Below are 26,946 nucleotides of genomic sequence, written 5' to 3' on the forward strand. Positions count from 1 at the left end.
GCCGCGCGCGGGCGCGCATGCCGCGCGATCCCGCCGAGCGCGCCGACCGGTCCGTCACCCCGGCGCACGCCGGGATCTCCCTGGGACGCGCCCAGCGGCCCGAACGAGGAGATGCCGGCATCCGCCGGCATGACGGAACGGTGCATCAGAGGAACTGGCCCATCGCGCGCGCCGTATCCACCATGCGGTTGGAGAAGCCCCATTCATTGTCATACCAGCTCAGCACGCGCACCAGCTTGCCGTCGATCACCGCGGTTTCCAGGCTGTCGACGGTCGAGCTTGCCGGCGTGTGCATCAGATCGATCGAGACCAGCGGCTCATCGGTATAAGCCAGAATGCCCTTGAGCGGGCCGCTTTCCGACGCGGCTTTCAGCACCGCATTGACTTCCTCGACGGTCGTATCGCGCACCGGGGTGAAGGTCAGATCGATCAGCGACACGTCCGGCACCGGCACGCGGATCGCCGAGCCGTCCAGCTTGCCCTTCAGCTCGGGCAGCACTTCCGCCACGGCGCGGGCAGCACCGGTGGTGGTCGGGATCATCGACATCGCCGCCGCGCGCGCCCGGCGCAGATCGGGATGGATCTGATCGAGGATCTTCTGATCGTTGGTATAGGCATGCACCGTGGTCATCAGCCCGCGCTCGATGCCGATCGCGTCGTTCAACACCTTGGCCACCGGAGCCAGGCAGTTGGTCGTGCACGACGCGTTGGAGACGATATTGTGCCCGGCCTCGAGCTTGTCGTTATTGACGCCGTAGACGACCGTCAGATCGACGCCCTTGCCCGGTGCCGAGATCAGCACCTTCTTGGCACCGGCATCGATATGCTTCTGCGCGCTCGCGCGATCGGTGAAGAAGCCGGTGCATTCCAGCACGATGTCCACGCCCATTTCGCCATGCGGCAGATTGGCCGGATCGCGCTCGGCGGTGACGCGGATGCGCTTGCCATCGACCACTAGATCATTGCCCTCGGCCGAGACCTGGCCGGGATATTTGCCGTGCACGCTGTCGCGGCTGAACAGCCAGGCGTTCGATTTGGCATCGGCCAGATCGTTGATCGCCACCAGTTCCAGCCCCGTGTCGCCCTGTTCCAGCACCGCGCGCGCGACGAGCCGACCGATCCGCCCGAACCCGTTGATCGCTACCTTGATCGTCATGCTCATTCTCCTGAAGCTGCCGGCCGCCTTCGGCCAGGGATGTGGACGCGCCGGGCGGTGCCCCAAGCCTGAGGCAACGGCGACGGTGATGAAAGGAATATGGTGGCCGCGTGAGGCCGGTCGTCGGAAATCTCCACCGGTTTGCGGGGATCCGTGCCCCATCGGGTCGATAATATCCGCGGTCTTTGCGGTGGAGCGGGCGCTGCGTCAACCGGGCTGTGGCGAATGCATGTTGTTGCCTTCGCCAACCATGCTATCCGCTAAAACCATGCCCGATACCCCCATCGACCGGCCCATCGGCCGGCCAATCGACCGGATCGACGCAGCGATTGCCCGCATCGCTGCGGCCGCCGCACGCCGCGCGCAGGCCAGTGACGCGCTTGCCAAACGCCACGCCGCCCTGCGCACGCGCATGACCGAGGCGGTCGCCGCGCTTGACGAGGTGATCGCCCGCGGGAAGCAGGAATAATGGTCGATGTCACGCTGACCATCGGCAGTCGCCGCCATATCGTCGCCTGTCGCGCGGGGGAGGAGCATCAGTTGCATCGTCTCGGCACGATGCTTGATGCGCGCTGGCCCGCCGCGGCGCGCGCCGCCGGCAGCCTCAACGCAGAACGCACGATGCTGCTGATCGCGCTGATGCTCGCCGATTCGCTCGACGAAGCCGAGCGCCGCCCCCTTGCGGATGCCGCAGAAGTGATCGGCGCCGATCTGCTGGAAAAGCTCGCCGACCGCCTCGAAGCGCTCGCCGAGAGTATTGAGAAATAGCGTGATGCCCGCTATATACCTGCGTGGCGGGCACTGCCCGGTACGAGCCTTACCGATTATCCCTGAGGCGATTCTTCTTCCTAGGGGGTTGTCCCTGCGCAGATCCTGGTCTGTCGTACATGATCCCCACCTGATGCTTTTGGCGTCAGAGGATATTCAGGAAAACGGCCATGGTGGTCCCGCCACCCCATCTGGCGCGATATGCTAGACAAGCAGACGCTGCGCACGCAGATGCGCGCCGCGCGGCTCGCCTTCGTGGAAGGCGATGCGGATCGACAAGTTCAGTCTCGCCAGAGCATGGCGGCGGATCCATCCCCCGTTCGTCACCCCGGACTTGGTCCGGGGTCCACCGCGCCGCAAAATCAACCGCCCGGGCAGATGCCGAGCGATGAACCCCGGAACGGGTCCGGGGTGACGCATAGTGTTGCAAAGCCACCCAAGATTCTCGTCCCCCAGGCCTTTCTCGATCGCCTGGAGCACGGCCTGACCGTCGCCTCCTACGTGCCCATGCCCGGCGAGGCCGACCCCAGCCCCCTCGCCCGCGCCGCGGTCGAGGCGGGGTGCGAGATCGTCCTCCCGCACGTCGTCGATCGCGCCACGCCGCTGCGCTTTCTTGCCTGGGATACCGAAGCCGCGTTGATCGCCGGCCCCTTCGGGTTGCACCAGCCCGCGCACGATGCCGCCGAGCGCGAACCCGATATCATCCTCACCCCGCTGGTCGCGTTCGATGCCATGCTCAACCGGCTGGGCCAGGGCGCCGGCTATTATGACCGCGCCTTCGTCACCTTTCCGAACGCGTGGCGCATCGGCGTCGCCTGGAGCATCCAGCAGGTCGAGGCGCTTCCCGCCGATGCGTGGGACGTCCCGCTCCACGCCATCGTCACTGAAACCGATTGGATCACGCCATGACCCCCAGCTGGCGCAAACCCGCAGGCATGCTGCTCATCCTGCTGCTGCTGACGGTCTGGGTGGTCGGCGTGGCCAGCCTGTCGAACATGGTCGGCGGCTGGCACTGGCTGCTGCAACTGGCCTTCTACGTCTTCACCGGCGTGATCTGGCTGTGGGTGCTCCCCATGCGCCGCCTGCTGCAGTGGATGGAAACCGGCACCTGGCGCGCGCCCACCCCCTAACCCACCGTCATCCCGGACTTGGTCCGGGATCCAGGCTGCCGCCTACGGAGCACATGCAAATAAAACGCTGCGAAAGCCGCGCGTTGGATCCCGGATCAAGCCCGGGATGACGGAAGTATGTGTGGATAACCACCTTCAAAACACCCTCCCAAATCAGGGAGTGGCGCGAGTGACGGGGCTCGAACCCGCGACCTCCGGCGTGACAGGCCGGCGCTCTAACCAACTGAGCTACACCCGCTTGTAAAGCGTGGAGGCGGCTCACTATGCGCGGCGCCGCACCCTGTCAACGCGCTTTTTACAACAAATCAACTTCCGGTCTCGGAACGGGTGTCGATCGAGGCATCGTCGCGCCGGCGTTGCGTCAGCGTGCCATGCTCGAACAGGAAGCCGGCAATGTCCGGCTTGCCCGCCGCGCCGATCACCGTCTGGATGATGATCAGCAGCGGCACCGCCAGCAGCGCGCCCGTCGTGCCCCACACCCAGCCCCAGAAGCTGATCGAGATGAGGATCATGATCGGGTTGATCGTCAGCCGGTGCCCGACGATCAGCGGCGTCACCACATTGGCCTCGACCAGATGCAGGCCATACATGATCGCGGGCGGCGCCAGCGCCACCCACACGTCGGAAAAGGTCATCAGCCCGCCGATCGCCAGCAGCAAAGCCGCCACCACCGGGCCGAAATACGGCACGTAATTGAGCAGGGCGACGATCCCGCCCCACATCAGCGGGAACGGCATGCCCAGCGCATAGAGCGCCCCGGCAATGCACAGCCCGAGCACGATGTTGATCGCGGTGATCGTGCCGAGATACGAGGACACGTCATCGACGACGTCCTGGATCACCCGCGCCGTCGCCATCGCGCCGCCGAAGCTCTGCCGGCTGGTGATGGTGCGCTGGCGCATTCGCGTCCAGCCCGAGAGGAAGAAGAAGGCGGTGAGGATACCGAAGAAGATCTGGATGATCACCCCCGGCGCCGAGGTCGCGGCCAGCTCTAGGATCGAGCTCGGTGGCGCCACGCCCGCCGTCGGCGCCTGGCGAATCGGCGTCGAGGCGATCTGCCGGAGCGTGCGGTTGGCGTACTTCTCCAGGCTCGAATACAGATCGAGCAGCGGCGCGAGATTGTTCTGGATGCGATCGATCCGCGTCGGCAGCAGGCGGAAGAATTCGGTCGCCGGCACGACGATCGCGGCCAGCGCGATATTCGCCACGATGAGGAACAGCAACACGCAGAACAACGCCGCCAGCGGCGATGGCACGCGCCGCCGCTCCAGCCATTCGAGCAACGGGATCAGCGCCACGGCGATCACCAGCGCGGTCGTCGTCGGCAGGAAAAACTCTGCACCGGCCTTCAGCGCGAAGGGCGTGGCCAGCGCCAGCCCCAAGCCGGCGGTCAGCGTCAGCGCCGCCAGCAGTCGATCGCGCCGGAGCGCGATCGGCGCCAGATCCTCGACGCTTTCGCCGCTCTCCAGCGGCAGCCCGAACGCGCCCGGTACGGCAGCGGCAGCAGGAGCGGCAGCGGCCGGATCGAGCGCCAGCGCCACCGGCATTTCAGTCTCGTCGCTCACCGCCATTCGCTTTGTCCTCAACGCTCACCATCGCCAAACCCTAGCGGCATTCCCAGCGCTTGTAATCCCGGCTAGCACGGCGAGATGCGCGACCAGATTCTTGTCATCGACGAAGGCACCACCTCGACCCGCGCGATGCTGTTTGGCCCGGACGGCCAATGCCGCCACACCGCGCAGCAACAGCTGACGCAGCATTATCCCGAGCCTGGCCGCGTCGAGCATGATGCCGCCGAAATCTGGCAGCGCACGCTCGCCGTGGCGCACGAGGTGGTCGCCGAAGCCGGGGGCGCCGAGGCGATTGCCGCGATCGGCATCACCAACCAGCGCGAGACGATCGTGTTCTGGAGCCGCCGCACCGGCGAGCCGCTGGCCCCCGCTATCGTCTGGCAGGATCGCCGCACCGCCGCCACGTGCCGCGCGCTCAAGGAGCAGGGCTATGAGCCCGCGGTGCAGACCAAGACCGGGCTGGTGCTCGATCCCTATTTCTCGGGCTCCAAGATCGGCTGGGCGATGGCGCATTGGCCGCAGCTGCGCGAGGCGGGCGACGATCTGGCCATCGGCACGATCGATTCGTGGCTGATCTGGAAGCTGACCGCCAATGACGAACGGGGCGGGCTGCATATCACCGATGCGACCAACGCCAGCCGCACCGCCCTGATGGCGATCGGCAGCGGGCATTGGGATGACGGCCTGATCGAATTGTTCGGCGCGCCGCGCAAGGCGCTGCCCGAGATTGTCGATTGCGCCGGCCGCTTCGGCGAGACCACCTTGTTCGGCGCGCCGATCCCGATCTGCGGCATCGCCGGTGATCAGCAGGCGGCCACGATCGGTCAGTCATGCCTGCAGGTCGGTGAGACCAAGGCGACATTCGGCACCGGCGCGTTCGTCCTCACCCAGGCCGGCCCGACGCCCCCCACCTCGCGTCACCGCTTGCTATCCACGATCGCCTGGCAGCTCGATGGGCGGCGCTCCTACGCGCTCGAAGGATCGGTGTTCGTCGCCGGCAGCCTGATCCAATGGCTGCGCGACACGCTCGGCCTGATCGGCACGGCCGCCGAGACCGAGGCGCTGGCGCGCAGCGTAACCGACAATGGCGGCACTTATCTCGTCCCCGCCCTGTCGGGGCTGGGCGCGCCGTGGTGGGAGCCGGATGCGCGCGGCAGCATTTCCGGGCTCAGTTTCTCCACCACCCGCGCGCACATCGTCCGCGCCGCGCTCGAAGCGATGGCGCACCAGGCGCACGATCTGGAGGCTGCGTTCGCCGCCGACGGCATCAACTGGAATTGCGTGCGCATCGATGGCGGCATGGTCGCCAACAACTGGATGGCGCAGGATATGGCGGACATGCTCGGCATTCCCGTCGAGCGCCCCCGCTTCGCCGAGACCACTGCGCTGGGCGCCGCCATGCTGGCCGGCGTCGGCAGCGGGCTGTTCGCGGATCTCGCCGCCGCCGGCGTGATGCGCGGCGCGGTGGAAACCTTCACCCCGGCGATCGACGCCGATGCCCGCGCCGCGCGGCTGGCCGGCTGGCAAAAGGCGGTCGCCAGCGTGGTCACGCTCGCAGCCGCCTGATCACCCGTTCACGCCGCGGCGCTCGCCCGATCCTCGAACAACGCCTTCAGATCCTTCTTCAGGATCTTGCCATTGGCGTTGCGTGGCAGCGTCTGATCGACGAAGCGGATCGCCACCGGCGTCTTGAACACCGCCAGCCGCGCGCGCACCCACGCCTGCAGCTCCGCCTCGCTCGCCGTCAGGCCCGGCGCCAGATGCACCACCGCCGCCGGTTCCTCGCCCAGCACGCGGTGCGGCAACCCGATCAGCGCGCAATCGGTCACCGCGGGATGCGCGTACAGCACGTTTTCCACCTCGCTCGAATAGATGTTCTCGCCGCCACGGATGATCATGTCCTTGGCGCGATCGACGATATAGACGAACCCCTCGTCATCCAGCCGCGCCAGATCGCCGGTGCGCACCCAGCCGTCGACGAATGTCTCCGCGGTCGCCTCGGGCTTGTTCCAATAGCCCTTCACCACCATCGGCCCGCGCGCCCACAATTCGCCGACCTGCCCCACCGGCACTTCGCGCGCGCCATCCTCGTCCATGATCTTGAGATCGGCCACCGCCACCGGCGGCCCGGCGCTGGTCGGGCGGTTGAGATAATCTTCCGCGGCATGGCTCGTCACCGTCGCCATCGTCTCGGTCATGCCCCAGCCATTGCCGGGCAGCGCGCCGAATTCCTCATGGATGCGCCGCACCAGTTCGGGCGCGGACGGCGCGCCGCCATAAGCGATCACCTCCAGTGACGAGAGATCGTAACGCGACCGTTCGGGATGCTCCAGCAACTGCCAGGCGATCGTCGGCACGCCGCCGGTCATATGCACCTGCTCGCGCTCGATCAGCTCCATCGCGCGCACCACATCCCATTTGCGCATGAAGATCGCGGTCGATCCACTCGCCACCATGCCCATCAGCCCCGCGCTGCACGCCGTAACGTGAAACAACGGAATCACGGTCAGCGAGGTGCGCGGCACCGGATCGGGCACCGGCTCGCCGCGCCGCAGCAGCGCGCGCGCCGCGCCGTAACCGCTCGACATGATATTGGTCATCAGGTTGCGATGCGTGCCGAGCGCGCCCTTGGGGCTCCCCGTGGTGCCGCTGGTATAGAAGATCGTCGCATCGTCATCGGGCGCGATCGGCACCTGCGGGAAGGGCACCTCCTCCAGCGCGGCATAATCGTGCGGCGTGCCGATCAGATCCTCCAGCCGCGACGCCCGCCCCTCCAGCGGCGACGAGGCGCGCGCCACGATCAGCCGCTCCACCGCGGGCAATGCCGGCGCCGCCTCAATAAAGCGCTGATGCCGCTCGTCATCGACGAACAGGACGCGCGCACCCGAATCATCCACGCCATATTCCAGCTCGCCGGCGGTCCACCAGGCGTTGAGCGGCACCACGATCGCGCCGATGCTGGCGGCGGCAAAGAAGATCACCGGCCATTCGGGCAGATTGCGCATCGCCAGCGCCACGCGGTCGCCCTTCGCCACGCCCATCGCCTGCAGTCTGGTCGCCAGCATCGCCACCGCGCGATACTGCGCCTCGAACGTCACGCGCTCGTCCTCATAGATGGTGAACACGCGCGCGCCATGCGCCCGCGCCGCCTGCGCCAGCCACGCCAGGCTCGGCGGCGCATTCTTCCACACCCGCGTCGGCACGCCCCGCAGCGTGATCGTCTCCATCTCGAATTTCGCCCCAGGCGCGGTCAGCAACGCCTCGGCGTCGGCCAGTGACAGCGCCGGCCACGACGGATCAAGCGTGACAAGTGGTTGGTCCTGCAAGGCGTCTCTCCGGTAATCTGAACATCGGGTTTGGCTTATCTGCCGATATTCGCCCGTTTAGAGTTGATTCACGCTTCACTCAAGGCAATAGGAAGCCATCCGTTTCGAAACTGGGGTATGGGCAGAGCATGAACACCGCCAAGCCTGGAGATCATGGCTTCAGCGCCGCGCGGCTGGCGCGGATCGATACGCTGCTCAAGGAGCGCTATATCGACAGCGGGCTGCTCGCGCACACGCAGCTGCTGGTCGCGCGCGATGGCGAGATCGTCCATTTCGCCAGCCAGGGGCGTGCGCGCGAAGGTGGCGCGCCGCTCGATCAAAGCGCCTTGTTCCGCATCGCCAGCATGACCAAGCCGATCACTTCGATCGCCTTCATGATGCTGGTCGAGGAAGGCAAGGTCGCGCTGGACACGCCGGTCCATCACGTCCTGCCCGAATTCAAGGGGCTCGGCGTGTACGTGGCCGGCGGCGGCTCCGTCCCGTTCCAGACCCGCCCCACCGCGCAGCCGATGCGCATGGTCGATCTGCTGCGGCACACGTCGGGCCTCACTTACGGCTTTCAATATCGCACCAGCGTCGATGCCGCGTACCGCGCGAACAAGCTGGAGCATTGGCACGGCGATTATGATCTCGATGGCTTCGTCGCGCAGCTCGCCCGGATCCCGCTCGAATTCTCCCCCGGCGAGGCGTGGAATTATTCCGTCTCCACCGATGTGCTCGGCGCGGTGATCCAGCGCCTCTCCGGCCTGCCGCTCGACGCGTTTTTCCAAACGCGCATCTTCGTGCCCCTTGGTATGCACGATACCTTCTTCAACGTGCCCGAAGACAAGATCGATCGCCTCACCGATTGCTACACCTTCGCGCCCGGAAAGGGCCGCGTGATGTACGATCGCGGCGCCGACAGCGCCTGGGGCCGCAAACCCAAATTCCTGTCGGGCGGCGGCGGCCTCGTTTCCTCCGCGCTGGATTATCACCGTTTCTGCCAGATGTGCCTGAACGGCGGCACGCTCGATGGCCAGCGCATCATCGGCCGCAAGACGCTGGAGCTGATGACGCTTAACCATTTGCCCGGCGGCCGCGATCTCACGCAGATGTCGCGCTCGCTGTTCAGCGAAGCCGCGCTCGCCGGCACCGGCTTCGGGCTCGGCTTCGCGGTCAACCAGGATCTCGCGCCCGGCATGGTTCCCGGCTCGGTCGGCGAATATTATTGGGGTGGCATGTTCTCCACCGCCTTCTTCATCGATCCGGTCGAGCGGCTGAGCATGGTATTCATGACGCAGCTCTCGCCCAGCAGCCAATATCCGATCCGAAGAGAATTGAAGACGTTGATTTATTCGGCCCTGACTTAACCCACAACCGTCACCCCAGCGAAAGCTGGGGTCTCAACGAGGCGCGTGCAGCGCCCGCCCCACAAAGATCCCAGCTTGCGCTGGGATGACGCATTCCGACTAGGAGAGACCACAATGACCAGCCCGATCACCACCGAAATCCATGACGACATCCTCGTCATCATCTCCAACAACCCGCCGGTCAACGCGCTCGGCGCCGCCGTCCGCCAGGGGCTCGCCGCCGGCATCGCGCAGGGTCTGGCCGATCCGGCGATCAAGGCGATGGTCATCCGCTGCGACGGCCGCACCTTCTTCGCCGGCGCCGACATCACCGAATTCGGCAAGCCGATGGAGGAGCCGGGCCTGCCCGCCGTCGTCGATCAGATCGAAGCCTCGACCAAGCCGGTCGTCGCCGCGATCCACGGCACCGCGCTTGGCGGCGGCTGCGAAGTCACGCTCGGCTGCCATTACCGCATCGCCGTCCCGAGCGCGAAGATCGGCACCCCCGAGGTCAAGCTCGGGCTGCTCCCCGGCGCCGGCGGCACGCAGCGTATCCCGCGCATCGCCGGCGTTTCGCTGGCGCTGGAAATGACCGCCAAGGGCGATCCGATCTCGGCCAGGAAAGCGCTCGACGCCGGGCTGATCGATCGCCTCGCGGGTGAAGACAGCCTCGCCGCCGACGCCATCGCCTTCGCGCGCGAGATCGCCGCCGTGCAGCCACTGCCCCGCGCCAGCGAAAAGGCCGCGACCGCCGATCCGGACGCCGTCGCCGCGTTCAAGAAAGAGAATGCCCGCAAGTTCCGCGGCTTCGATGCGCCCGCCGCCAACATCGCCTGTGTCGAGAAAGCCGCCGACGGGTCGAGCTTCGCCGAGGGCATCGCCTTCGAACGCGAACAGTTCATGAAGCTGATGATGGGCGTACAATCTGCCGCGCAGCGCCACATTTTCTTCGCCGAACGCCAGGCTGCCAAGATCGACGGCATCGCCGCCGATATCGCGCTCCGGCCGATCAACAAGGTCGGCGTGATCGGCGCCGGCACGATGGGCGGCGGGATCAGCATGAATTTCCTGTCCGCCGGCATCCCCGTCACCATCGTCGAAATGGCGCAGGACGCGCTGGATCGCGGCACCGGCGTGATCCGCAAGAATTACGAGGCCAGCGCCGCCAAGGGGCGCCTCAAGCCCGAGCAGGTCGAGCAGGCGATGGGCGCGCTCACCCCCACGCTCGATTTCAATGCGCTGGCCGATTGCGACCTGATCATCGAAGCGGTCTATGAGGAAATGAGCGTCAAGAAGGAGATTTTCGCCAGGCTCGATGCCATCGCCAAGCCCGGCGCGATCCTCGCCTCCAACACCAGCTATCTGAATGTCGATGAGATCGCCACCGCCACCAGCCGTCCAGGCGATGTGCTGGGCATGCACTTCTTCTCCCCCGCCAACGTGATGAAGCTACTGGAGGTCGTGCGCGGCGCCAAGACCGCGGACGACGTGCTAGCCACCGTCATGGCGCTTGCCAAGAAGATCAAGAAAGTCGCGGTGGTCGCCGGCGTGTGCGATGGCTTCATCGGCAATCGCATGCTTAAGCCCCGTCAGGTCGAGGCGATGAAGCTGCTGATGGAAGGCGCCACCCCGGAGCAGATCGATCGCGTCCATGTCGACTTCGGCATGCCGATGGGGCCGTTCCAGATGAGCGATCTCGCCGGCGTCGATATCGGCTGGCATCGCGATCCGACGCGCATCGAGAATATCCGCGACGCGCTCGCCGCCGAAGGCCGCTGGGGCCAGAAGAAGCAGGCGGGCTTCTACGATTATGACGAGAAAAGAAACCCCACCCCCTCTCCCCGCGTGGCCGAGATCATCGAGGATTTCCGCAGCAAATCGAACCTGCAGAAGCGCGAGATCAGCGATCAGGAGATTATCGAAAAGACGCTGTACACGATGGTCAACGAAGGCGCGCTGATCCTCGAGGAGAAGATGGCGCAGCGCGCGTCCGACATCGATGTGGTGTGGATCTATGGCTATGGCTGGCCGGTCTATCGCGGCGGCCCGATGTTCTGGGCCGACACCGAAGGACTGGCGAAGATCGTGGGCGGTCTGGAGAAGCACGGCTTCCAGGTGGCCGGATTGCTCAAGAGCAAGGCTGAGAACGGTGGCGGGTTTAATAAATAACCCGGGGATGGGGGGAGCGGCACCCCGCTCCCCCAGCCGTCATCCCAGCGAACGCTGGGATCTCAGCGGGGCGAGCGCGGCCCCAGCCCACAAAGACCCCAGCGTTCGCTGGGGTGACGACATGAGGTGAGGAGCCACGACATGACCGACACCAATCTCGACACCTTCCGCACCGAAACCCGGCGCTGGCTCGCCGAAAACTGCCCGCCCGAAATGCGCGAGCCCGTCCGTTCCGAAAAGGACGCCGTCTGGGGCGGCCGCGATCAATCCATGCTCACGCCGGCGCAGAAAACGTGGATGGACCGGATGGCGGCGAAAGGCTGGACCGTGCCCGATTGGCCCAAGGCTTATGGCGGCGGTGGCCTCAGCCCGGCCGAAACCAAGATCCTGCGCGAAGAAATGGCCGCGATCCGCGCGCGCAATCCGCTCAACTCGTTCGGCATCTCGATGCTCGGCCCGGCCCTGCTCAAATACGGCACCGAGGAACAGAAGCTCAACCACCTGACCAAGATCGCGCGCGGCGAAATCCGCTGGTGCCAGGGCTATAGCGAGCCGAACGCCGGCTCCGATCTCGCCGCGCTCGCCACCTCGGCCGAGGACAAGGGCGATCACTATCTCGTCAACGGCCAGAAAGTCTGGACCTCGTATGCCGACAAGGCGGACTGGATCTTCTGCCTCGTCCGCACCGACAAGACCAATAAGCAGGGCGGGATCAGCTTCGTCTTGTTCGACATGGCCAGCGAAGGCGTCTCGACCAAGCCGATCCTGCTGATCAGCGGCTACTCGCCCTTCTGCGAGACCTTCATGGATAACGTGAAGGTGCCCAAGGAAAATCGCGTCCACGAGGAGAACAAGGGCTGGGACGTGGCCAAATATCTGCTCGGGCACGAACGCGAGATGATCTCCGGCATGGGGCTCGCCTCCACCGGCGGCAATCCGCTGATCGACGGCGCCATCGCCACCGTCGGGCTCGATCATGACGGCCGCCTCGCCGATCCGCTGCTTCGCGCCAGCATCGCGCTGTTCGAGGTCCGCAGCAAAGCGTTCGGCATGATGAGCGAGCGCTTCATTGATGAGCTGAAAGCCGGTCGCGCGCACCCCGCGCAGCCCAGCATGATGAAATATTACGGCACCGAGCTCAACAAGAGCCGCTACGAACTGATGATGTCCGCCGGTGGCTCCAACGCGCTGGAATGGGAAAGCGCGTCCTCCTCGGGCGGCGCGATGCCGCGCGCCTGGCTGCGCACCAAGGCCAATTCGATCGAGGGCGGCACGAGCGAAGTCCAGCTCAACATCATCGCCAAGCGGATTTTGGAACTGCCCTCGGCCTAGCCGTCCCGTCACCCCAGCGAACGCTGGGGTCTCCCTGAGGCGCGCGCCGCGCCAGCCCCACAAAGATCCCAGCGTTCGCTGGGATGACGAAAGCGATCAAAAATGCCCCTCTACCTCAACGACGAACAGCAGATGCTCCGCGACACCGCGCGCGACTTCATCGCCGAACACGCCCCCGTCGCCCACCTCCGCAAACTGCGCGACGAGCAGAACCCGGACGGCCTCTCCCGCGACCTGTGGAAAAGCTTCGCCGATATGGGCTTCACCGGCATGCTGATGAGCGAAGCTGATGGCGGCCTGGGCCTCGGCCATGTCGAAGCCGGCGTCGTCCTGGAAGAAATCGGCCGCAACCTCTCGCCCTCTCCCTTCCTCACCACCGCCGTCGCCGCGGTCGAGGCATTGAAGGGCACGCCGCACGCCGCGCGCTATTTCCCCGGCATCCTGTCGGGCGATTCCATCGCCGCGCTGGCCATCGATGAAGGCCCCAAGCATCGTGACACAATCGCGCTCAAGGCCAAGCGCTCGGGCAACGGCTTCACGCTGTCGGGGCGCAAACAGTTCGTCACGCACGGTCACATCGCCGATCTCATCATCCTCGCCGCCCGCACCGCCGGCGCGGCGCACGAACGAGACGGCATCACCCTGTTCGCGGTAGATCCAACATCGCCCGGAATTCAAATAGATAGCGAACGCCTGGCGGATTCCAGCATCGCCGCAACGGTCACTTTAGTCTCCTTCGACGTCGATGCCGACGCGGTGATCGGCGAGATCGACGCCGGCGCCGATCCGCTCGCGCGCCTGCTCCGCGCCGGCCGCACCGGCGCCGCCGCCGAATCGCTCGGCGTCGGCGCCGGCGCAATGGATATGACGATCGGCTATCTCAAGGAGCGCCGTCAGTTCGGCGCGACGATCGGCAGTTTCCAGGCGCTGCAGCACCGCGCCGCTCATCTCTACAGCGAAATGGAAGTCGCCCGCGCCGCAGTGATCAAGGCCGCGCAATTGCTCGACGCCGGCTCAGATAAGGCAGATGACGCCGTCTCGGTCGCCAAGGCGATGACCGCGCTCGCCACCACGCTCAGCGTCCAGGAAGGCATCCAGATGCACGGCGGCATCGGCATGACCGACGAATACGATATCGGTTTCTACATGAAGCGCGCCCGCGTCCTCGCCGAAATGTTCGGCGACGCCAATTACCACGCCGACAAGCTCGCCCGCGCCGCCGGCTACTGAGGCGATGACCGAACTGCCAAGCCCCGCCGCGCTTGCCGCCGATCTCTGCGATCTGCTCGACATCGAGGAACTCGATACCGATCTCTATCGCGGCAAACGCGGCAAGGACGGCTTCGGCCGCGTGTTCGGCGGCCAGGTCATCGCCCAGGCGCTGCAGGCCGCGCAACGCTCGACCGAGGCGCCCAAGATCGCGCATTCGCTACACGCCAATTTCATGCGCCCGGGCAATGAGGATTTCCCCATCCTCTACCGCGTCGTGCGCGATTTCGAGGGCAAGAGCTTCGCCACGCGCCGCGTCATCGCGCTGCAGAAGGGGCAACCCATCCTGACGCTGACTTGCTCGCTGCAAACGCCCGAGGAAGGCCTGCATCATCAGGACACGATGCCCGATGCGCCGCCGCCGGATGCCCTGCAACCTGATACCGAACTTCGCGCCGCAATGGCCGATCGCGTTCCCGAACGCTTCCGCCGCACGTTCCTCAAGCCCCGCCCGATCGAGATCCGTCCGGTCTCGCCACGTTCCTGGCTCGACCCGGTTAAAAGCGCGCCCCGCCAGCAAAGCTGGTTCCGCATCTGCTCGGCCGTTGGCGACGATCCCGTCCTCCACCGCGCCATTCTGGCCTACGCCTCTGACATGTCGCTGCTCGGCACCGGCACGCTGCCGCACGGCATCAACTGGCTGACGCATAACCTGCAGACCGCCAGCCTGGATCACGCGCTATGGCTGCATGCGCCATTCCGCGCCGACCAATGGCTGCTGTACGCCTGCGACAGCCCCTGGGCCGGCCATGCGCGCAGCTTCAACCGCGGCCAGATTTTCACGCAGGACGGCCGCCTCGTCGCCAGCGTCGCGCAGGAAGGGCTGATGCGGCTGCGCCAATAGTCTGCTGCGCGGGCGGCATTCTGAGTAGTGAGCCCTGACGGCGAGGCCCGCTCTCTCGCGCGCGCGTCGAAGGGGACCGCGCGGCGCAAGCGATTCCAAACCGCGCGGACCCCGGGGAACTGCGTAGAGCCTGTGCCCCGCTATGCGCTATAATCGCGGCGCATATTCCGGGGAGGAGCGACGCGCCGATGATCAGACAGTGCGGCCCACGCCTTGCGTAGCGACACGGTGGCTGTGGCCGCACCCCGCGCCGTAAAGCGCGGCTTCCTGCGCACGCTGGGGCCCGGGCTGGTCACCGGGGCGGCCGATGACGATCCCAGCGGCATCGGCACGCACAGCCAGGTCGGTGCGCAATTCGGCTATGGCCTGGCCTGGACATTCGTCCTGAGCTTCCCGCTGATGGTCGTGATCCAGCAAGTCGCTGCCGAGATCGGCCGCGTGACCGGCGCGGGCATCGCGCGCAATTTGCGTCGCCATTATCCGCGGCCCGTGCTGTGGACGATGGTCACGCTGCTGCTGATCGCCAACATCATCAATCTCGGCGCTGATCTGAGCGCGATGGGCGCCGCTCTGGTGTTGCTGACGGGCGGCAATGCCGTGCTGTATACGCTGCTGTTCGGGATCCTGTGCGTCGTGCTGGAAGTGACGCTCAGCTATCCGCGCTACGCCGCGATCCTCAAATGGACCACGCTGTCGCTGTTTACCTATGTGGCGGTGGTCGCGGTGGCGGGCGTCCCCTGGGGCCGCGCACTGGCCTCGCTGGTCGTGCCCGAAGTGCAATGGAATGCGGCCTATGCAACGGCGTTCGTCGCCATCCTCGGCACGACGATCAGCCCTTATCTGTTCTTCTGGCAGGCCGGGCAGGAAATCGAGGAGCAGCACCGCCACCACGCCAAGCCGCTATGTATCGCGCCACGCGAGGCCGGCCCCGAGCTCGCCCGCGTGCGCATGGACACGCTGGTCGGCATGGCGTTCAGCTCGATCGTGTCGCTGGCGATTGTCTTTGCCACCGCGGCGACGCTCAACGCTAACGGCGTGACGGATATCGCCACGTCGGCGCAGGCGGCCGAGGCGTTGCGGCCGATTGCCGGACGGTTCGCCTTCGCGATGTTCGCGCTCGGCATCATCGGCACTGGCTTGCTCGCCGTACCGGTGCTGGCCGGTTCGGCAGCCTATGCGGTGACGGAAATGACCGGCAAGTCTGGCAGCCTCGACGCCAAACCGCTGCAGGCGCGGCTTTTCTATACCACGATCGCGGTGACCACGCTGGCCGGCGCGGCGCTTACCTCGGTGGCGATCGATCCGGTCCGCGCCTTATATTGGGCGGCGGTGGTCAACGGCGTGCTGGCTGCGCCGCTCATGGCGATGATGATGCTGATCGTCCGCAACAAGCGCGCGATGGGGCAATTGACCTTGCCGCTCGGGGCGACGGTATTGGGTTGGGTCGCCACCCTGGTGATGGCCGCGGCCACGGCCATCTTCTTCGCCTTCACGCTGTAGCTGCGCGTCAGCCCTCTTGGCGCGTCAGGCGTGGGCGCTTCGCTTCACGGATGGCAACCCCGGTCACGACCGCGCTGGCGAGCACGATCGCGGCGATCGCCAGCAGCCCGGCGGGCGATATTTCCGTTTGCAGGTCGAATTCGAATCGTCTGCCCCGCACACGGACGCGCGTCTTCGCCATGCTCCTTGCCCTTCGCGTTGGCGTTCATACCGCCGTCTTACCATATTCCTGTTTGGTCACGGGATGGCTCGACGATAGCCCGCCATCCACCGCGATCGCCTGCCCGTTGACATAGCTCGCATCGTCCGACGCCAGGAACGCGGCGACCTTGGCCAGCTCCTCCGGCTGCGCGCCGCGGCGCAACGGATTGAGCCGCCCGACGCGATCCATCTTGTCGGCCGAGCGGGCATAATCGAATGTCGGCTTGGTCATCCCCGTCTCGGTCAGCCCCGGGCAGATCGCGTTGACGCGCACGTTGGAGCCGGACAATTGCTGCGCCGCGACCATCGCCAGGTTGATCACCCCCGCCTTGGACGCGGAATAGGCGGGCGACCCCGCGCCGGAACGGATTCCCGCGACCGAAGCCGTCAGCACGATGGCGCCGCCCCCCCGTTCGGCAATTTTGGGCGCGGCGTGCTTGATCGCCAGATACGGCCCGATCAGATTGACGCGCAGCACCTCGGTGATCAGCGCCACATCGGTATCGAAGATATTGGCCATGCCGCCGGAAATGCCGGCATTGGCGAACATCACGTCAAGCCCGCCATAATATTCGCCAGCGACCGCCACCGCGCGGATCACGTCCTCCTCGTTCCCCGCGTCCATGATGATGTCGTGCGCCGCGCCGCCCGCGGCAACGATCATGTCCGCGGTTTCCTCCGCCGCCGCGGTGATATCCCCACAGATTACCGAGCCGCCTTCGCTGGCGAACAATCGCGCCGCCGCGCGCCCGATGCCCGAGCCCGCTCCGGTCACGATGATCGATTTGCCGCTGAACCGCATGTCCGTCTCCCTCACCCCACCGTCATCCCAGCGACAGCTGGGATCTCAAGCCACAAACCGCGCCCTCCCGGCACGAGGCCCCAGCCTCCGCTGGGGCGACGGCATGGACCTAGATCGTCACCCCGCCGTCGATCACGATCGACTGCCCGGTCATGAACGCGCTCGCCGGCGACGCCAGAAACACCACCGCCCCGGCGATCTCTTCGGGCACGCCGATCCGGCGCAGTGGCACCGTCTCGTTTGCCGCGGCGATCCGCGCGGGATCTTCCCACAGGGCGCGCGCGAAATCGGTCTTGATCAGCCCCGGCGCGATGCAGTTGATGCGCACATTATCCGGCCCGAATTCATGCGCCAGGTTGCGCGCCAGCTGCATGTCCGCCGCCTTGGAGATGCAATAGGCGCCGATGACGCTCGAGCCGCGCAGGCCGCCGATCGACGACACGATGACGATCGAACCCGATTGCCGCGCGCACATCTCGGGCGCGACCATGGCGATCAGCCAGTGGTTGGAGACGATATTGTTGTCGAGGATCTTGCGAAACTGATCGTCGGAGATCCCCGCCTGCGGCCCGTAATAGGGGTTAGACGCGGCATTGCAGACTAAAACGTCGATCTGCCCGAACGCCGCGCGCGTCTCGTCGACCAGATGCTGCAACGCCGCCTTGTCGGAGATGTTGGCCGCCACCGCGATCGCCGTGCCCGCGCCGAACCGCGCATTGAGCTCGGCGGCGACGGCATCGCAGGCATCCTGCTTGCGGCTGGAAATCACCACCCGGGCGCCGTGTTCGGCCAGTTCGACCGCGCTTGCCTTGCCGATGCCCTTGGTCGAGCCGGTGATGATCGCGACTTTGCCGGTCAGATCGAATAACGACATATTTGGTCATCCCATTTCAAATAGCCGTCACCCCAGCGGGGGCTGGGGTCTCGACGAGGCGAGCGGCGCGCCCGCCCCATAAAGATCACAGCTTGCGCTGGGATGACGTTGGAGGCGCGCGTGCGCGGTGATCACGCCCCCGCCTTCACCGCAAAATCCCAAGCCGCATCGGCCAGCCGGTACACCCCCGCCGCCGATTTCTCCGCCTGCGCGCTGGATGCCGTGCCCTCGACGATGCGCTTCTTGATCCCCTGCACGATCCCGGTCAGCCGAAAGAGATTGTACGAGAAATACCAGTTGAGATCCGGCACCCCGTCGCGCCCGGTCGCCGCGCAATAGCGCGACACCATCGCCTCGATCGTCGGAATCCCCGTCTCGGTGCCCGTCATGCCCAGCACCCCGGATCGCCCCTCGGGCGCCGTCACCCAGCTCATCAGGAAATAGGAGAAGTCGGCCAGCGGATCGCCGAGCGTCGACAATTCCCAATCGAGCAACGCGATCACGCGCGGATTGGTCTTATGAAAGATCATGTTGTCGATGCGGAAATCGCCATGCACCACCGACGTCCGCGTCTGCTCGGGCACGGTGCGCCCAAGATAGTCGATCAACCGCTCGACCGATTCCATATGCTCGGTCTCGGAGGCGCGATATTGCTTGGTCCAGCGCGCCACCTGGCGTTCGAAATAATTGCCCGGCCGGCCATAATCGCCCAGCCCCGCGGCCTCCACATCGGTGTTGTGCAGCGCCGCCAGCGTGTCGCACATCGCTTCATAGATGCCCGTGCGCTCGGCGGGAGCATAATCGGGGAGCGTCCCGTCCCACAGGTTGCGCCCGTCGGCGAAGCCCATGACATAGAAATCGGTCCCCACCACCTCCGGATCGGTACACAGCCCATAAGGCCGCGCGACGGGAAACCCGGTCGGGTACAGGCCCGCAATCACACGATATTCGCGGTCCACCGCATGCGCCGAGGGGAGCAGATGGCCGAACGGCTTGCGCCGCAGCACATAGGTGCCCGATGGTGAGGTGATCTTGAACGTCGGGTTGGATTGCCCGCCGGAGAATTTCGAGTAGCTGAGCGGCCCCTCGAACCCCGTGACATTGGCCTCCATCCACGCGGTCAGCTTGGCCTCGTCGAGCCGATCCTTTTCCGGCACGGCGATGGTCTGTGGCGATTCATCCATCACGCGAACTCGATCACCGAGCGCACCGTATCCCCGGTGCGCAATTTGCCCATCGCCTCGTTGACTTGCTGCAGCCCGATCCGCTCCGCCACCATCGTGTCGAGATCGAGCTTGCCATCGAGATAGAGCTGCACGAGCCGCGGCATGTCGATCGGGAAGCGCGTCGAGCCCAGAAGCGAGCCCTGCAATTTCTTGCCCGTCAGGAAGGTCGGCCCCGGTATCTTCACCTCGCCGCCGGGCGCGATCATGCCGAGGATCGTCGCCGTCCCGCCACGCCGCAGGATATTCCAGGCGAGCTCCGCGGTATTCGGCCGACCCACCGCCTCGATGGCATAATGCACGCCCCCCTCGGTCAGCGCGATGACCTTCTTGGTCAGATCGGGGTCCATCGCATCGAACCCATGTGTCGCGCCCAGTTTCTCGGCCAGCGCCAATTTGTCCGCCACCGGATCGATCGCGATGATCTGTCCCGCGCCGGCGATCTTGGCGGCATTGATCGCCGCCAGCCCGATGCCGCCGCAGCCGATCACTGCCACCGTCTCGCCCGGCCTGAGTTGGCTGTCGTTGAAGATCGCCCCCGCGCCGGTAATCACCGCGCAGCCGAGCAAGGCCGCACGATCCATCGGCATTTCTTTCGAGATTGCCACGCAGGCATTCTCATGCACCAGCATCATCTCGGCAAAGGCCGAGAGATTGAGGAACGGCGCCAGCGGCGTGCCGTCGTCCAAGGATAACCGTGGCGGCGCGCCCTTCGCCCGCCGCGTCGATGGATCCACACACAGGCTCGGCCGCCCGGACACGCAGAATTCGCACGCGCCGCAGAACACGGTGAAGAAGGTGATGACATGATCGCCGACCTTGAGATGCGCGACATCCGATCCCACCGCCTCGACCACGCCCGCCGCCTCGTGTCCCGGCACCGTCGGCATCGGATGCGGAAAGGCGCCATCGATGAAATGCAGGTCCGATCGACACACGCCGACCGCCATGGTGCGGATCAGCACTTCGCGCGGGCCGGGATCGGACACACGGATGTCCTCGATCACGAGATCGGTCTTGGGGGCGTAAAGGACTGCTGCTTTCATTCTAACCTCGTCATCCCAGCGAAAGCTGGGAGCTCAAGCCGCCACCGCGCGCTTCGTTACCAGGAGACCCCAGCTTTCGCTGGGGTGACAGCTGCATTTACCGCCGCATCGCATCCTTCGCCGCGACCGCCGCCGGCAGCTCGGCATATTTGCCGAACTCATGCCGCGCGATCGCGCGGTTGTGCACTTCGTCGGGCCCGTCAGCGAAGCGCAGCGTGCGCATATGCGCCCAATCATGCGCCAGCCGGAAATCACCCGACACGCCGCCGCCGCCATGCGCCTGCACTGCATCGTCAAGGATCTTAAGCGCCATGTTGGGCGCCTGCACCTTGATCATCGCGATCTCCTGCTGTGCGCTCTTGTTGCCCGCACGGTCCATCATGTCCGCCGCCTTGAGGCACAGCAGTCGCGTCATCTCGATATCGATCCGCGCGCGCGCAATGCGCTCTTCCCACACCGACTGATCGGCAATCCGCTTGCCGAACGCGACGCGCGTCAGCAGCCGTTTGGCCATCGCCTCGATCCCGGTCTCCGCCACACCGATGGTGCGCATGCAGTGATGGATGCGCCCCGGCCCCAAACGCCCCTGCGCAATCTCGAACCCGCGCCCTTCGCCAAGCAGCAGATTGTCCACCGGCACGCGAACGTCCTTCAGCACCACCTCGCCATGCCCGTGCGGGGCATGATCATAGCCATAGACGCTCAACATGCGTTTGATCGTCACGCCGGGCGCGTCCATCGGCACCAGGATCTGGCTCTGCTGGCTGTGCCGCGCGCCTTCCGGGTTGGTCTTGCCCATCACGATGGCGACGGCGCAGCGCGGATCGCCCACCCCGCTCGACCACCATTTGGTGCCGTTGATCACATAGTGATCGCCATCGCGCACCATGCTGGTTTCGATATTAGTGGCGTCCGACGAGGCCACCGCCGGCTCGGTCATCAAAAAGGCCGAGCGAATCTCGCCGTGCATCAACGGTTTGAGCCAGCGTTCCTTCTGATCACGCGTACCGTAACGATGAAACACTTCCATATTGCCGGTGTCGGGTGCCGAACAGTTGAACACTTCCGAGGCCCAGCCGACCTTGCCCATTTCCTCCGCGCACAAGGCATATTCGAGATTGCTCAGCTGCGTGCCTTCAAACTCGAACGTGTCGTCGACATGATTCTGCCCCGAATGCGGCGGCATGAAGAAATTCCACAAGCCGGCCTCCTTGGCCTTCTGCTTCATGTCCTCGATCACCTGGATCACCTTCCAGCGCTCGCCTTCATGCGCCTGCTGGTCATAGTCGGCCTGGCGCGGGCGGATATGCTGATCGATGAAATCGCGCACCCGATCCCGGAAATATGTCTCGCGCTCGCTCAGCGTGAAATCCATGATCGCTCTCCCACAAGATGCCCGGCCAGAGGCCCGTTCGATTGCTGGGTAGACCGTACCGCGTTTTCGGTAAAGCCGCGCGGCGAGATATTTCGGCCCCTGCAAGCGCACGGCAAAAAAGACTGTTTCTTCTAAAGGAACTTGATAGACAGGGCCGATGGCGACTGACCAGACCCTGATCGACGACGAAAGCGGCACCAAAAGGTTCCGCGCCAAGCGCGATGCGATCTTGGCCGCCGCCGCGCAGGCGATCAACGAGCAAAGCGCCAAGGGCATGACCTTTGCCGATGTCGCGCGCCGCGTCGGGCTCAATACCACCAGCGTCACTTATTATTTCAAGCGCAAGGAAGATCTCGCCACCTCCTGCTTCGAGAACACGCTGGAGAAGCTCCAGGCGATGCTCGACGAAGCGCTGCGGGAGGCCACCCCGCAAGCGCGCGTGGCCAAATATCTCTCGATCAACATGGCTCGGCTGGCGGCGATCGACCGCGGCACGGAGACGCCGTTCGCCGTCCTGTCCGATCTGCGCGCGATGGAAGAGCCCGCACGCGGCCACTTGATGACCGCATGGCGCGACGTATTCCGCAAGACGCGGACGCTATGGGGCCCGGCCAAGACGCGCGCGGAAACCGATCTGCGCGGCGCCCGTGCGCACGTGCTGCTCGAAAACACGTTCTGGCTGCCCGTCTGGCTGACTCGCTACGACGCCGATCAATATGATCGCGTCGAGGCGCGGCTGATGCACGTGTTCGAACACGGCATCGCGGCCCCCGGCCAGAAATGGGCGCCAGCGTTGATCGATCTCGATCACAACAGCGCCGAGCCCGGTCGTGCCGCCTTTCTGCTCGCCGCCACGCGGCTGATCAATGAACTCGGCTATCGCGGCGCCTCGGTGCAGAAGATCGCCTCCGAGCTGAACGTCACCAAGGGCAGCTTTTATCACCACCTCGATGCCAAGGATGATCTGGTCATCGCTTGCTACAAGCGCAGCTTCGATACCATTGCCGACGCGCAGCGCCTGGCAGACGAGACCGGCGGCGATCACTGGCAGCGCTTATCGAGCACCATCGCCACGCTGCTCGATGTGCAATTCTCGCAGCGCGGTCCACTGCTGCGCACCACGGCCTTGTCCGGCCTGCCGCTGGGTGTGCGCGCGGAGATGCTCGAACGCTCGAACCGTATTGCCCGCCGTTATGCCGGCACGATGAGCGACGGTATCGCCGAAGGCTCGATCCGCCCGGTCGATACGTTGGTGGCGGCGCAGGCGTTGATGGCGCTGCAGAACGCCGCGTTCGACATGCGCAAATGGGCCGCCACCATGCCGCGCGACAAGGCGGTGGCGGTCTACGCCTCCACGCTGGCGTTCGGTCTGTTCGACGATCGGGTACTGAGCCTGTAATTTACGCCGGTAACGGCAGCTACGACAGTGGAGCACAACATGACCGGCATGGGCCAATTCGACTGGGCCGACCCCTTCCTTCTCGACGATCAGCTCGAGGAAGACGAACGCATGATCCGCGACAGCGCGCGGGCTTATGCGCAGGAAAAGCTCGCGCCGCGCATCGTCGATGCCTTTCAGAATGAAGTTACCGACGTGGCGATCTTCCGCGAGATGGGCGCGCTCGGCCTGCTCGGGCCGACCGTACCGGAACAATATGGCGGCGTCGGCGCGAGCTATGTCGCCTACGGCCTGGTCGCGCGCGAAGTCGAGCGGATCGATAGCGGCTATCGCTCGATGATGAGCGTGCAGTCGAGCCTCGTCATGTACCCGATCTACGCCTTCGGCTCCGAAGCGCAGAAGATGAAATACCTGCCCAAGCTGGCATCGGGCGAGTTCATCGGCTGCTTCGGCCTGACCGAGCCCGATGCCGGCTCCGATCCCGGCGGCATGACGACGCGCGCCACCAAGGTCGACGGCGGATACCTGCTTTCGGGTGCCAAGACCTGGATCAGCAACTCCCCCATCGCCGATGTGTTCGTCGTCTGGGCCAAATCCGATGCGCATGGCGGCGGCATTCGCGGCTTCATTCTCGACAAGGGCATGAAGGGCCTCGAAACGCCCAAGATCGAAGGCAAGCTCTCCTTACGCGCCTCGATCACCGGCATGATCATGATGGACGAGGTCGAGGTCAGCGAGGACGCGCTGCTCCCCGACGTCCAGGGCCTCAAGGGTCCGTTCGGCTGCCTTAATCGGGCGCGCTACGGGATCAGCTGGGGTGCACTCGGCGCCGCCGAATTCTGCCTGCATGCGGCACGGCAATATGGCCTGGATCGCCACCAGTTCGGCAAGCCGCTCGCGGCCAACCAGCTGTACCAGAAGAAGCTCGCCGACATGCAGACCGAAATCGCGCTCGGGCTGCAAGCGTCCCTGCGCGTTGGTCGCCTCATGGACGAGGGCCGCTTCGCGCCCGAGATGGTCTCGATCGTCAAGCGCAACAATGTCGGCAAGGCGCTCGATATCGCGCGGATGAGCCGCGATATGCATGGCGGCAACGGCATCAGTGGCGAATATCAGATCATGCGCCACATGATGAACCTGGAGACGGTCAATACCTATGAGGGTGCGCACGACGTACACGCGCTGATCCTGGGCCGCGCGATCACGGGGATCGCAGCGTTCTGAACATGCCGCCCGTCGCCGCATTATCCACCGGTCACCCCCGCGAAAGCTGGAGTCTCGAGCGGTGGGCACCCGCTTCCCAACCGGGAGATCCCAGCTTCCGCTGGGATGACGCTCGTGGCTTGATTCGCGCCGATGCCTGACAAACCCCTCGCCGGCATCAAAGTCCTCGAACTCGCCCGTATCCTCGCCGGCCCCTGGTGCGGCCAGTTGCTCGCCGATCTCGGCGCGGAAGTCACAAAGATCGAGCGCCCGGGCGCCGGCGACGACACGCGCCACTGGGGCCCGCCCTTCATGACCGGCCCGAACGGCGACAACCTCGACGCGGCCTATTACCACTCGACCAACCGCGGCAAGACCAGCCGCGCGGTCGACATCGCCAGCGCCGAGGGCCAGGCCGAGATCCGCGCGCTCGCCGCCGAGTCCGATGTGGTGATCGAAAACTACAAGGTCGGCGGGCTGGTCAAATACGGCCTCGACCACGCCAGCCTTTCGCAACTCAACCCGCGCCTGATTACCTGCTCGATCACCGGCTTCGGCCAGACCGGCCCCTATGCCGCGCGCGCCGGCTATGATTTCATCATCCAGGGAATGGGCGGGATCATGTCGCTGACCGGCGAGCCCGACGGTCGCCCGCAGAAATCCGGCATTGCGTATGCCGACATCTTCACCGGCGTGTATTCAGCCGTCGCCATCCTCGCCGCCTTGCGCACCCGCGATCGCGATGGCACCGGCGCACATATCGATATGGCGCTGCTCGATACGCAGGTCGCGGTGCTCGCCAATCAGGCGCTCAACTGGATGGCATCGGGCCATGTGCCGCACCGCATGGGCAACGGCCACGCGAACCTTGCTCCCTATCAGGCCTTTGCCGCATCGGATGGCGATCTGATCATCGCGGTCGGCAATGACCGCCAGTTCGCCAAGCTCTGCGCGATCCTCGACCTTCCCCTGGCTAACGACGAGCGTTTCGCCACCAACCCCGCCCGTGTGCAGCACCGTGCCGAGATGATCCCGCTGCTCACCGCCGCCATTGGCGGCTGGCGCAAGGCCGATCTCGCCTGGGCGCTAGACGAAGCGGGCGTGCCCGCCGGCCCGATCAACCGCGTCGACGAAGTGTTCGCCGATGCGCAGGTTGTCGCGCGCGGCATGGCGATTACACGGGGCGGCATCCCGGGCGTCGCCTCCCCCATCGTCATCGATGGCATCCGCATGGTCTCCGACTCGCCCAGCCCACCCCGCCCCTGAGGACAGCCCCGAGGACCGCCATGACCACCGCCCCGCTCCACGGCATCCGTATCGTCGAAATCGCCGGCATCGGCCCCGGCCCGTTCTGCGGCATGATGCTCGCCGATCACGGCGCCGAGGTGATCCGCATCGAGCGCCCCGGCGACGCCGCCAACCCCAAGGACCCGCTGCTGCGCTCGCGTCGCACGATCGCGCTCGATCTCAAGAACCCCGTGGCGATCGACGCGGTCAGGCGCATCGTCGCCACCGCCGACGGCCTGATCGAAGGCTTCCGCCCCGGCGTGATGGAGCGGCTCGGGCTCGGCCCCGATATCCTCCTCGCCGCCAACCCGCGCCTCGTCTACGGCCGTATGACCGGCTGGGGGCAGACCGGCCCGTTGGCCCCGCAACCCGGCCACGACATCAATTACATCGCCCAATCCGGCGTGCTCCACGCGCTAGGCCCGGCCGGTGGCAAGCCGCACTTCCCGATCAACCTGGTCGGCGATTTCGGGGGCGGTGGCATGATGCTCGCCTTTGGCATGCTTGCCGCGATCCTGCAGGCCAAAGCGACCGGCCAGGGCCAGGTGGTGGATTGCGCAATGACCGAAGGCTCGTCCGTGCTCATGAGCATGATCTGGGGCTTCCGGGCCATGGGCCGGTGGAGCGATACGCGCGGCACGAATCTGCTCGATGGCGGCGCCCACTTCTACGATACTTATGAGACGGCAGACGGCAAATACGTTGCGATCGGCGCGATCGAGCCACAATTCTATGCCGCATTGCGCAGCGTGCTCGCGCTCGACGGTGCCGAATGGGCGGCACAGTTCGATCCGCGCCAGTGGCCGGCGCTGAAGCAACGTCTGACCGAGCAGTTCAGGACGAGGACCCGCGACCAATGGTGCGTCGCCTTTGACGGCCACGAAGTCTGCTTCGCCCCCGTCCTGTCGTTCGAGGAAGCCGTCGTCGATCCGCACAACGTTGCTCGCGGCGCGTTCGTCGAGGCCGGCGGCGTCACCCAGCCCGCCCCCGCGCCGCGCTATTCGGCCAGTGCGACCATCGCCCCGATCATGGCCTCGGCGCACGACGACACGGTGCTTGCCGAACTTGGCTTCAGCGACGCCGAAATCGCCGCTTTGCGCTAACCTATCGCTCGTGCGATAATCGTACCGACAGTTCAGATTT

General features: G+C 65.7%; 24 protein-coding genes and 1 tRNA gene. 15 read left to right on the top strand and 10 right to left on the bottom strand.

What is annotated here, in order from left to right; translation table 11 throughout:
• Positions 1 to 145 precede the first annotated feature (145 nt).
• Positions 146 to 1,156 (bottom strand): type I glyceraldehyde-3-phosphate dehydrogenase, encoded by a 1,011-nt coding sequence (gene gap / locus ABC969_RS02245; RefSeq protein WP_345862667.1) that lies wholly within the window; start codon positions 1,154 to 1,156, stop codon positions 146 to 148.
• On the opposite strand from gap, the gene ABC969_RS02250 reads away from it, so the two are divergent.
• The 4 genes from ABC969_RS02250 (at position 1,146) to ABC969_RS02265 (ending at position 3,054) form a co-directional block, all read left to right on the top strand.
• A complete protein-coding gene (locus tag ABC969_RS02250; protein WP_345862668.1) occupies positions 1,146 to 1,625 on the top strand; it encodes a hypothetical protein in 480 nt (159 codons plus the stop codon). The two genes, gap and ABC969_RS02250, sit on opposite strands and share 11 nt — an antisense overlap.
• Positions 1,625 to 1,924, top strand: a complete 300-nt coding sequence (locus ABC969_RS02255) for a cell division protein ZapA (protein WP_345862670.1) — start codon at positions 1,625 to 1,627, stop codon at positions 1,922 to 1,924. The genes ABC969_RS02250 and ABC969_RS02255 overlap by 1 nt, the downstream gene beginning before the upstream one ends.
• Positions 1,925 to 2,302: 378 nt before the next feature.
• Entirely contained in the window at positions 2,303 to 2,833 is a 531-nt protein-coding gene (locus ABC969_RS02260) for a 5-formyltetrahydrofolate cyclo-ligase (RefSeq protein WP_427916124.1), read from the top strand.
• Complete coding sequence (locus ABC969_RS02265) at positions 2,830 to 3,054, top strand: DUF2842 domain-containing protein (protein WP_345862672.1); 225 nt, start codon at positions 2,830 to 2,832, stop codon at positions 3,052 to 3,054. Before ABC969_RS02260 ends, ABC969_RS02265 begins: the two co-directional genes overlap by 4 nt.
• Before the next feature lie 161 nt (positions 3,055 to 3,215).
• Here the strand turns inward: ABC969_RS02265 and ABC969_RS02270 are convergent.
• Both ABC969_RS02270 and ABC969_RS02275 read right to left on the bottom strand, forming a co-directional pair.
• Positions 3,216 to 3,292: transfer RNA gene (locus tag ABC969_RS02270), tRNA-Asp, on the bottom strand.
• A 67-nt stretch (positions 3,293 to 3,359) separates the two neighbouring features.
• Positions 3,360 to 4,601, bottom strand: coding sequence for an AI-2E family transporter (locus tag ABC969_RS02275; protein WP_345863791.1), 1,242 nt, complete (start codon positions 4,599 to 4,601; stop codon positions 3,360 to 3,362).
• 102 nt (positions 4,602 to 4,703) lie between these two features.
• Here ABC969_RS02275 and ABC969_RS02280 point away from each other — a divergent pair, with 102 nt between their 5' ends.
• Complete coding sequence (locus ABC969_RS02280) at positions 4,704 to 6,191, top strand: FGGY family carbohydrate kinase (protein ID WP_345862673.1); 1,488 nt, start codon at positions 4,704 to 4,706, stop codon at positions 6,189 to 6,191.
• An 8-nt stretch (positions 6,192 to 6,199) separates the two neighbouring features.
• On the opposite strand, the gene ABC969_RS02285 is transcribed toward ABC969_RS02280, so the two are convergent.
• Positions 6,200 to 7,951, bottom strand: a complete 1,752-nt coding sequence (locus tag ABC969_RS02285) for a class I adenylate-forming enzyme family protein (protein WP_345862674.1) — start codon at positions 7,949 to 7,951, stop codon at positions 6,200 to 6,202.
• A 128-nt stretch (positions 7,952 to 8,079) separates the two neighbouring features.
• Between ABC969_RS02285 and ABC969_RS02290 the strand changes: the two genes are divergently transcribed.
• The 6 genes from ABC969_RS02290 (at position 8,080) to ABC969_RS02315 (ending at position 16,393) form a co-directional block, all read left to right on the top strand.
• Positions 8,080 to 9,300, top strand: a complete 1,221-nt coding sequence (locus ABC969_RS02290; RefSeq protein WP_345862676.1) for a serine hydrolase domain-containing protein — start codon at positions 8,080 to 8,082, stop codon at positions 9,298 to 9,300.
• A gap of 114 nt (positions 9,301 to 9,414) precedes the next feature.
• A complete protein-coding gene (locus tag ABC969_RS02295; RefSeq protein WP_345862677.1) occupies positions 9,415 to 11,448 on the top strand; it encodes a 3-hydroxyacyl-CoA dehydrogenase NAD-binding domain-containing protein in 2,034 nt (677 codons plus the stop codon).
• A 141-nt stretch (positions 11,449 to 11,589) separates the two neighbouring features.
• Positions 11,590 to 12,780: an acyl-CoA dehydrogenase family protein gene (locus tag ABC969_RS02300; protein ID WP_345862679.1), complete on the top strand. Its 1,191-nt coding sequence runs from the start codon at positions 11,590 to 11,592 to the stop codon at positions 12,778 to 12,780.
• 102 nt (positions 12,781 to 12,882) lie between these two features.
• Positions 12,883 to 14,010, top strand: a complete 1,128-nt coding sequence (locus ABC969_RS02305) for an acyl-CoA dehydrogenase family protein (protein ID WP_345862681.1) — start codon at positions 12,883 to 12,885, stop codon at positions 14,008 to 14,010.
• Between the two features lie 4 nt (positions 14,011 to 14,014).
• A complete protein-coding gene (locus ABC969_RS02310; protein ID WP_345862682.1) occupies positions 14,015 to 14,893 on the top strand; it encodes an acyl-CoA thioesterase in 879 nt (292 codons plus the stop codon).
• 228 nt (positions 14,894 to 15,121) lie between these two features.
• A complete protein-coding gene (locus tag ABC969_RS02315) occupies positions 15,122 to 16,393 on the top strand; it encodes an NRAMP family divalent metal transporter (RefSeq protein ID WP_345862683.1) in 1,272 nt (423 codons plus the stop codon).
• A 7-nt stretch (positions 16,394 to 16,400) separates the two neighbouring features.
• Here the strand turns inward: ABC969_RS02315 and ABC969_RS02320 are convergent, their stop codons facing one another.
• The 6 genes from ABC969_RS02320 to ABC969_RS02345 all read right to left on the bottom strand — a co-directional run bounded on the left by ABC969_RS02320 (position 16,401) and on the right by ABC969_RS02345 (position 21,914).
• On the bottom strand, positions 16,401 to 16,574 hold the full coding sequence (locus ABC969_RS02320) for a hypothetical protein (protein ID WP_345862684.1): 174 nt from the start codon (positions 16,572 to 16,574) through the stop codon (positions 16,401 to 16,403).
• Between the two features lie 24 nt (positions 16,575 to 16,598).
• Positions 16,599 to 17,396, bottom strand: a complete 798-nt coding sequence (locus ABC969_RS02325) for an SDR family NAD(P)-dependent oxidoreductase (RefSeq protein WP_345862685.1) — start codon at positions 17,394 to 17,396, stop codon at positions 16,599 to 16,601.
• Between the two features lie 109 nt (positions 17,397 to 17,505).
• Positions 17,506 to 18,270, bottom strand: coding sequence for an SDR family NAD(P)-dependent oxidoreductase (locus ABC969_RS02330; RefSeq protein ID WP_345862686.1), 765 nt, complete (start codon positions 18,268 to 18,270; stop codon positions 17,506 to 17,508).
• Between the two features lie 131 nt (positions 18,271 to 18,401).
• On the bottom strand, positions 18,402 to 19,454 hold the full coding sequence (locus tag ABC969_RS02335) for a phosphotransferase family protein (protein ID WP_345862687.1): 1,053 nt from the start codon (positions 19,452 to 19,454) through the stop codon (positions 18,402 to 18,404).
• Positions 19,454 to 20,539, bottom strand: a complete 1,086-nt coding sequence (locus tag ABC969_RS02340; RefSeq protein WP_345862689.1) for a Zn-dependent alcohol dehydrogenase — start codon at positions 20,537 to 20,539, stop codon at positions 19,454 to 19,456. Before ABC969_RS02340 ends, ABC969_RS02335 begins: the two co-directional genes overlap by 1 nt.
• Positions 20,540 to 20,636: 97 nt before the next feature.
• Complete coding sequence (locus tag ABC969_RS02345; protein WP_345862690.1) at positions 20,637 to 21,914, bottom strand: acyl-CoA dehydrogenase family protein; 1,278 nt, start codon at positions 21,912 to 21,914, stop codon at positions 20,637 to 20,639.
• 157 nt (positions 21,915 to 22,071) lie between these two features.
• Between ABC969_RS02345 and ABC969_RS02350 the strand changes: the two genes are divergently transcribed.
• From ABC969_RS02350 to ABC969_RS02365, 4 genes are all read left to right on the top strand, one after another.
• On the top strand, positions 22,072 to 23,313 hold the full coding sequence (locus ABC969_RS02350) for a TetR/AcrR family transcriptional regulator (protein WP_345862691.1): 1,242 nt from the start codon (positions 22,072 to 22,074) through the stop codon (positions 23,311 to 23,313).
• Between the two features lie 39 nt (positions 23,314 to 23,352).
• Positions 23,353 to 24,537 carry an acyl-CoA dehydrogenase gene (locus tag ABC969_RS02355; protein WP_345862692.1) on the top strand — a complete coding sequence of 395 codons (1,185 nt, stop codon included), beginning with the start codon at positions 23,353 to 23,355 and terminating at the stop codon, positions 24,535 to 24,537.
• 132 nt (positions 24,538 to 24,669) lie between these two features.
• On the top strand, positions 24,670 to 25,782 hold the full coding sequence (locus tag ABC969_RS02360; protein WP_345862693.1) for a CaiB/BaiF CoA transferase family protein: 1,113 nt from the start codon (positions 24,670 to 24,672) through the stop codon (positions 25,780 to 25,782).
• Positions 25,783 to 25,802: 20 nt separating this feature from the next.
• Complete coding sequence (locus ABC969_RS02365) at positions 25,803 to 26,906, top strand: CaiB/BaiF CoA transferase family protein (RefSeq protein WP_345862694.1); 1,104 nt, start codon at positions 25,803 to 25,805, stop codon at positions 26,904 to 26,906.
• The last annotated feature ends 40 nt before the right edge of the window (positions 26,907 to 26,946 follow it).

Origin of the sequence: Sphingomonas qilianensis, assembly GCF_039614825.1 — a bacterium.
GTDB classification, from domain to species: Bacteria; Pseudomonadota; Alphaproteobacteria; order Sphingomonadales; family Sphingomonadaceae; genus Sphingomonas; species Sphingomonas qilianensis.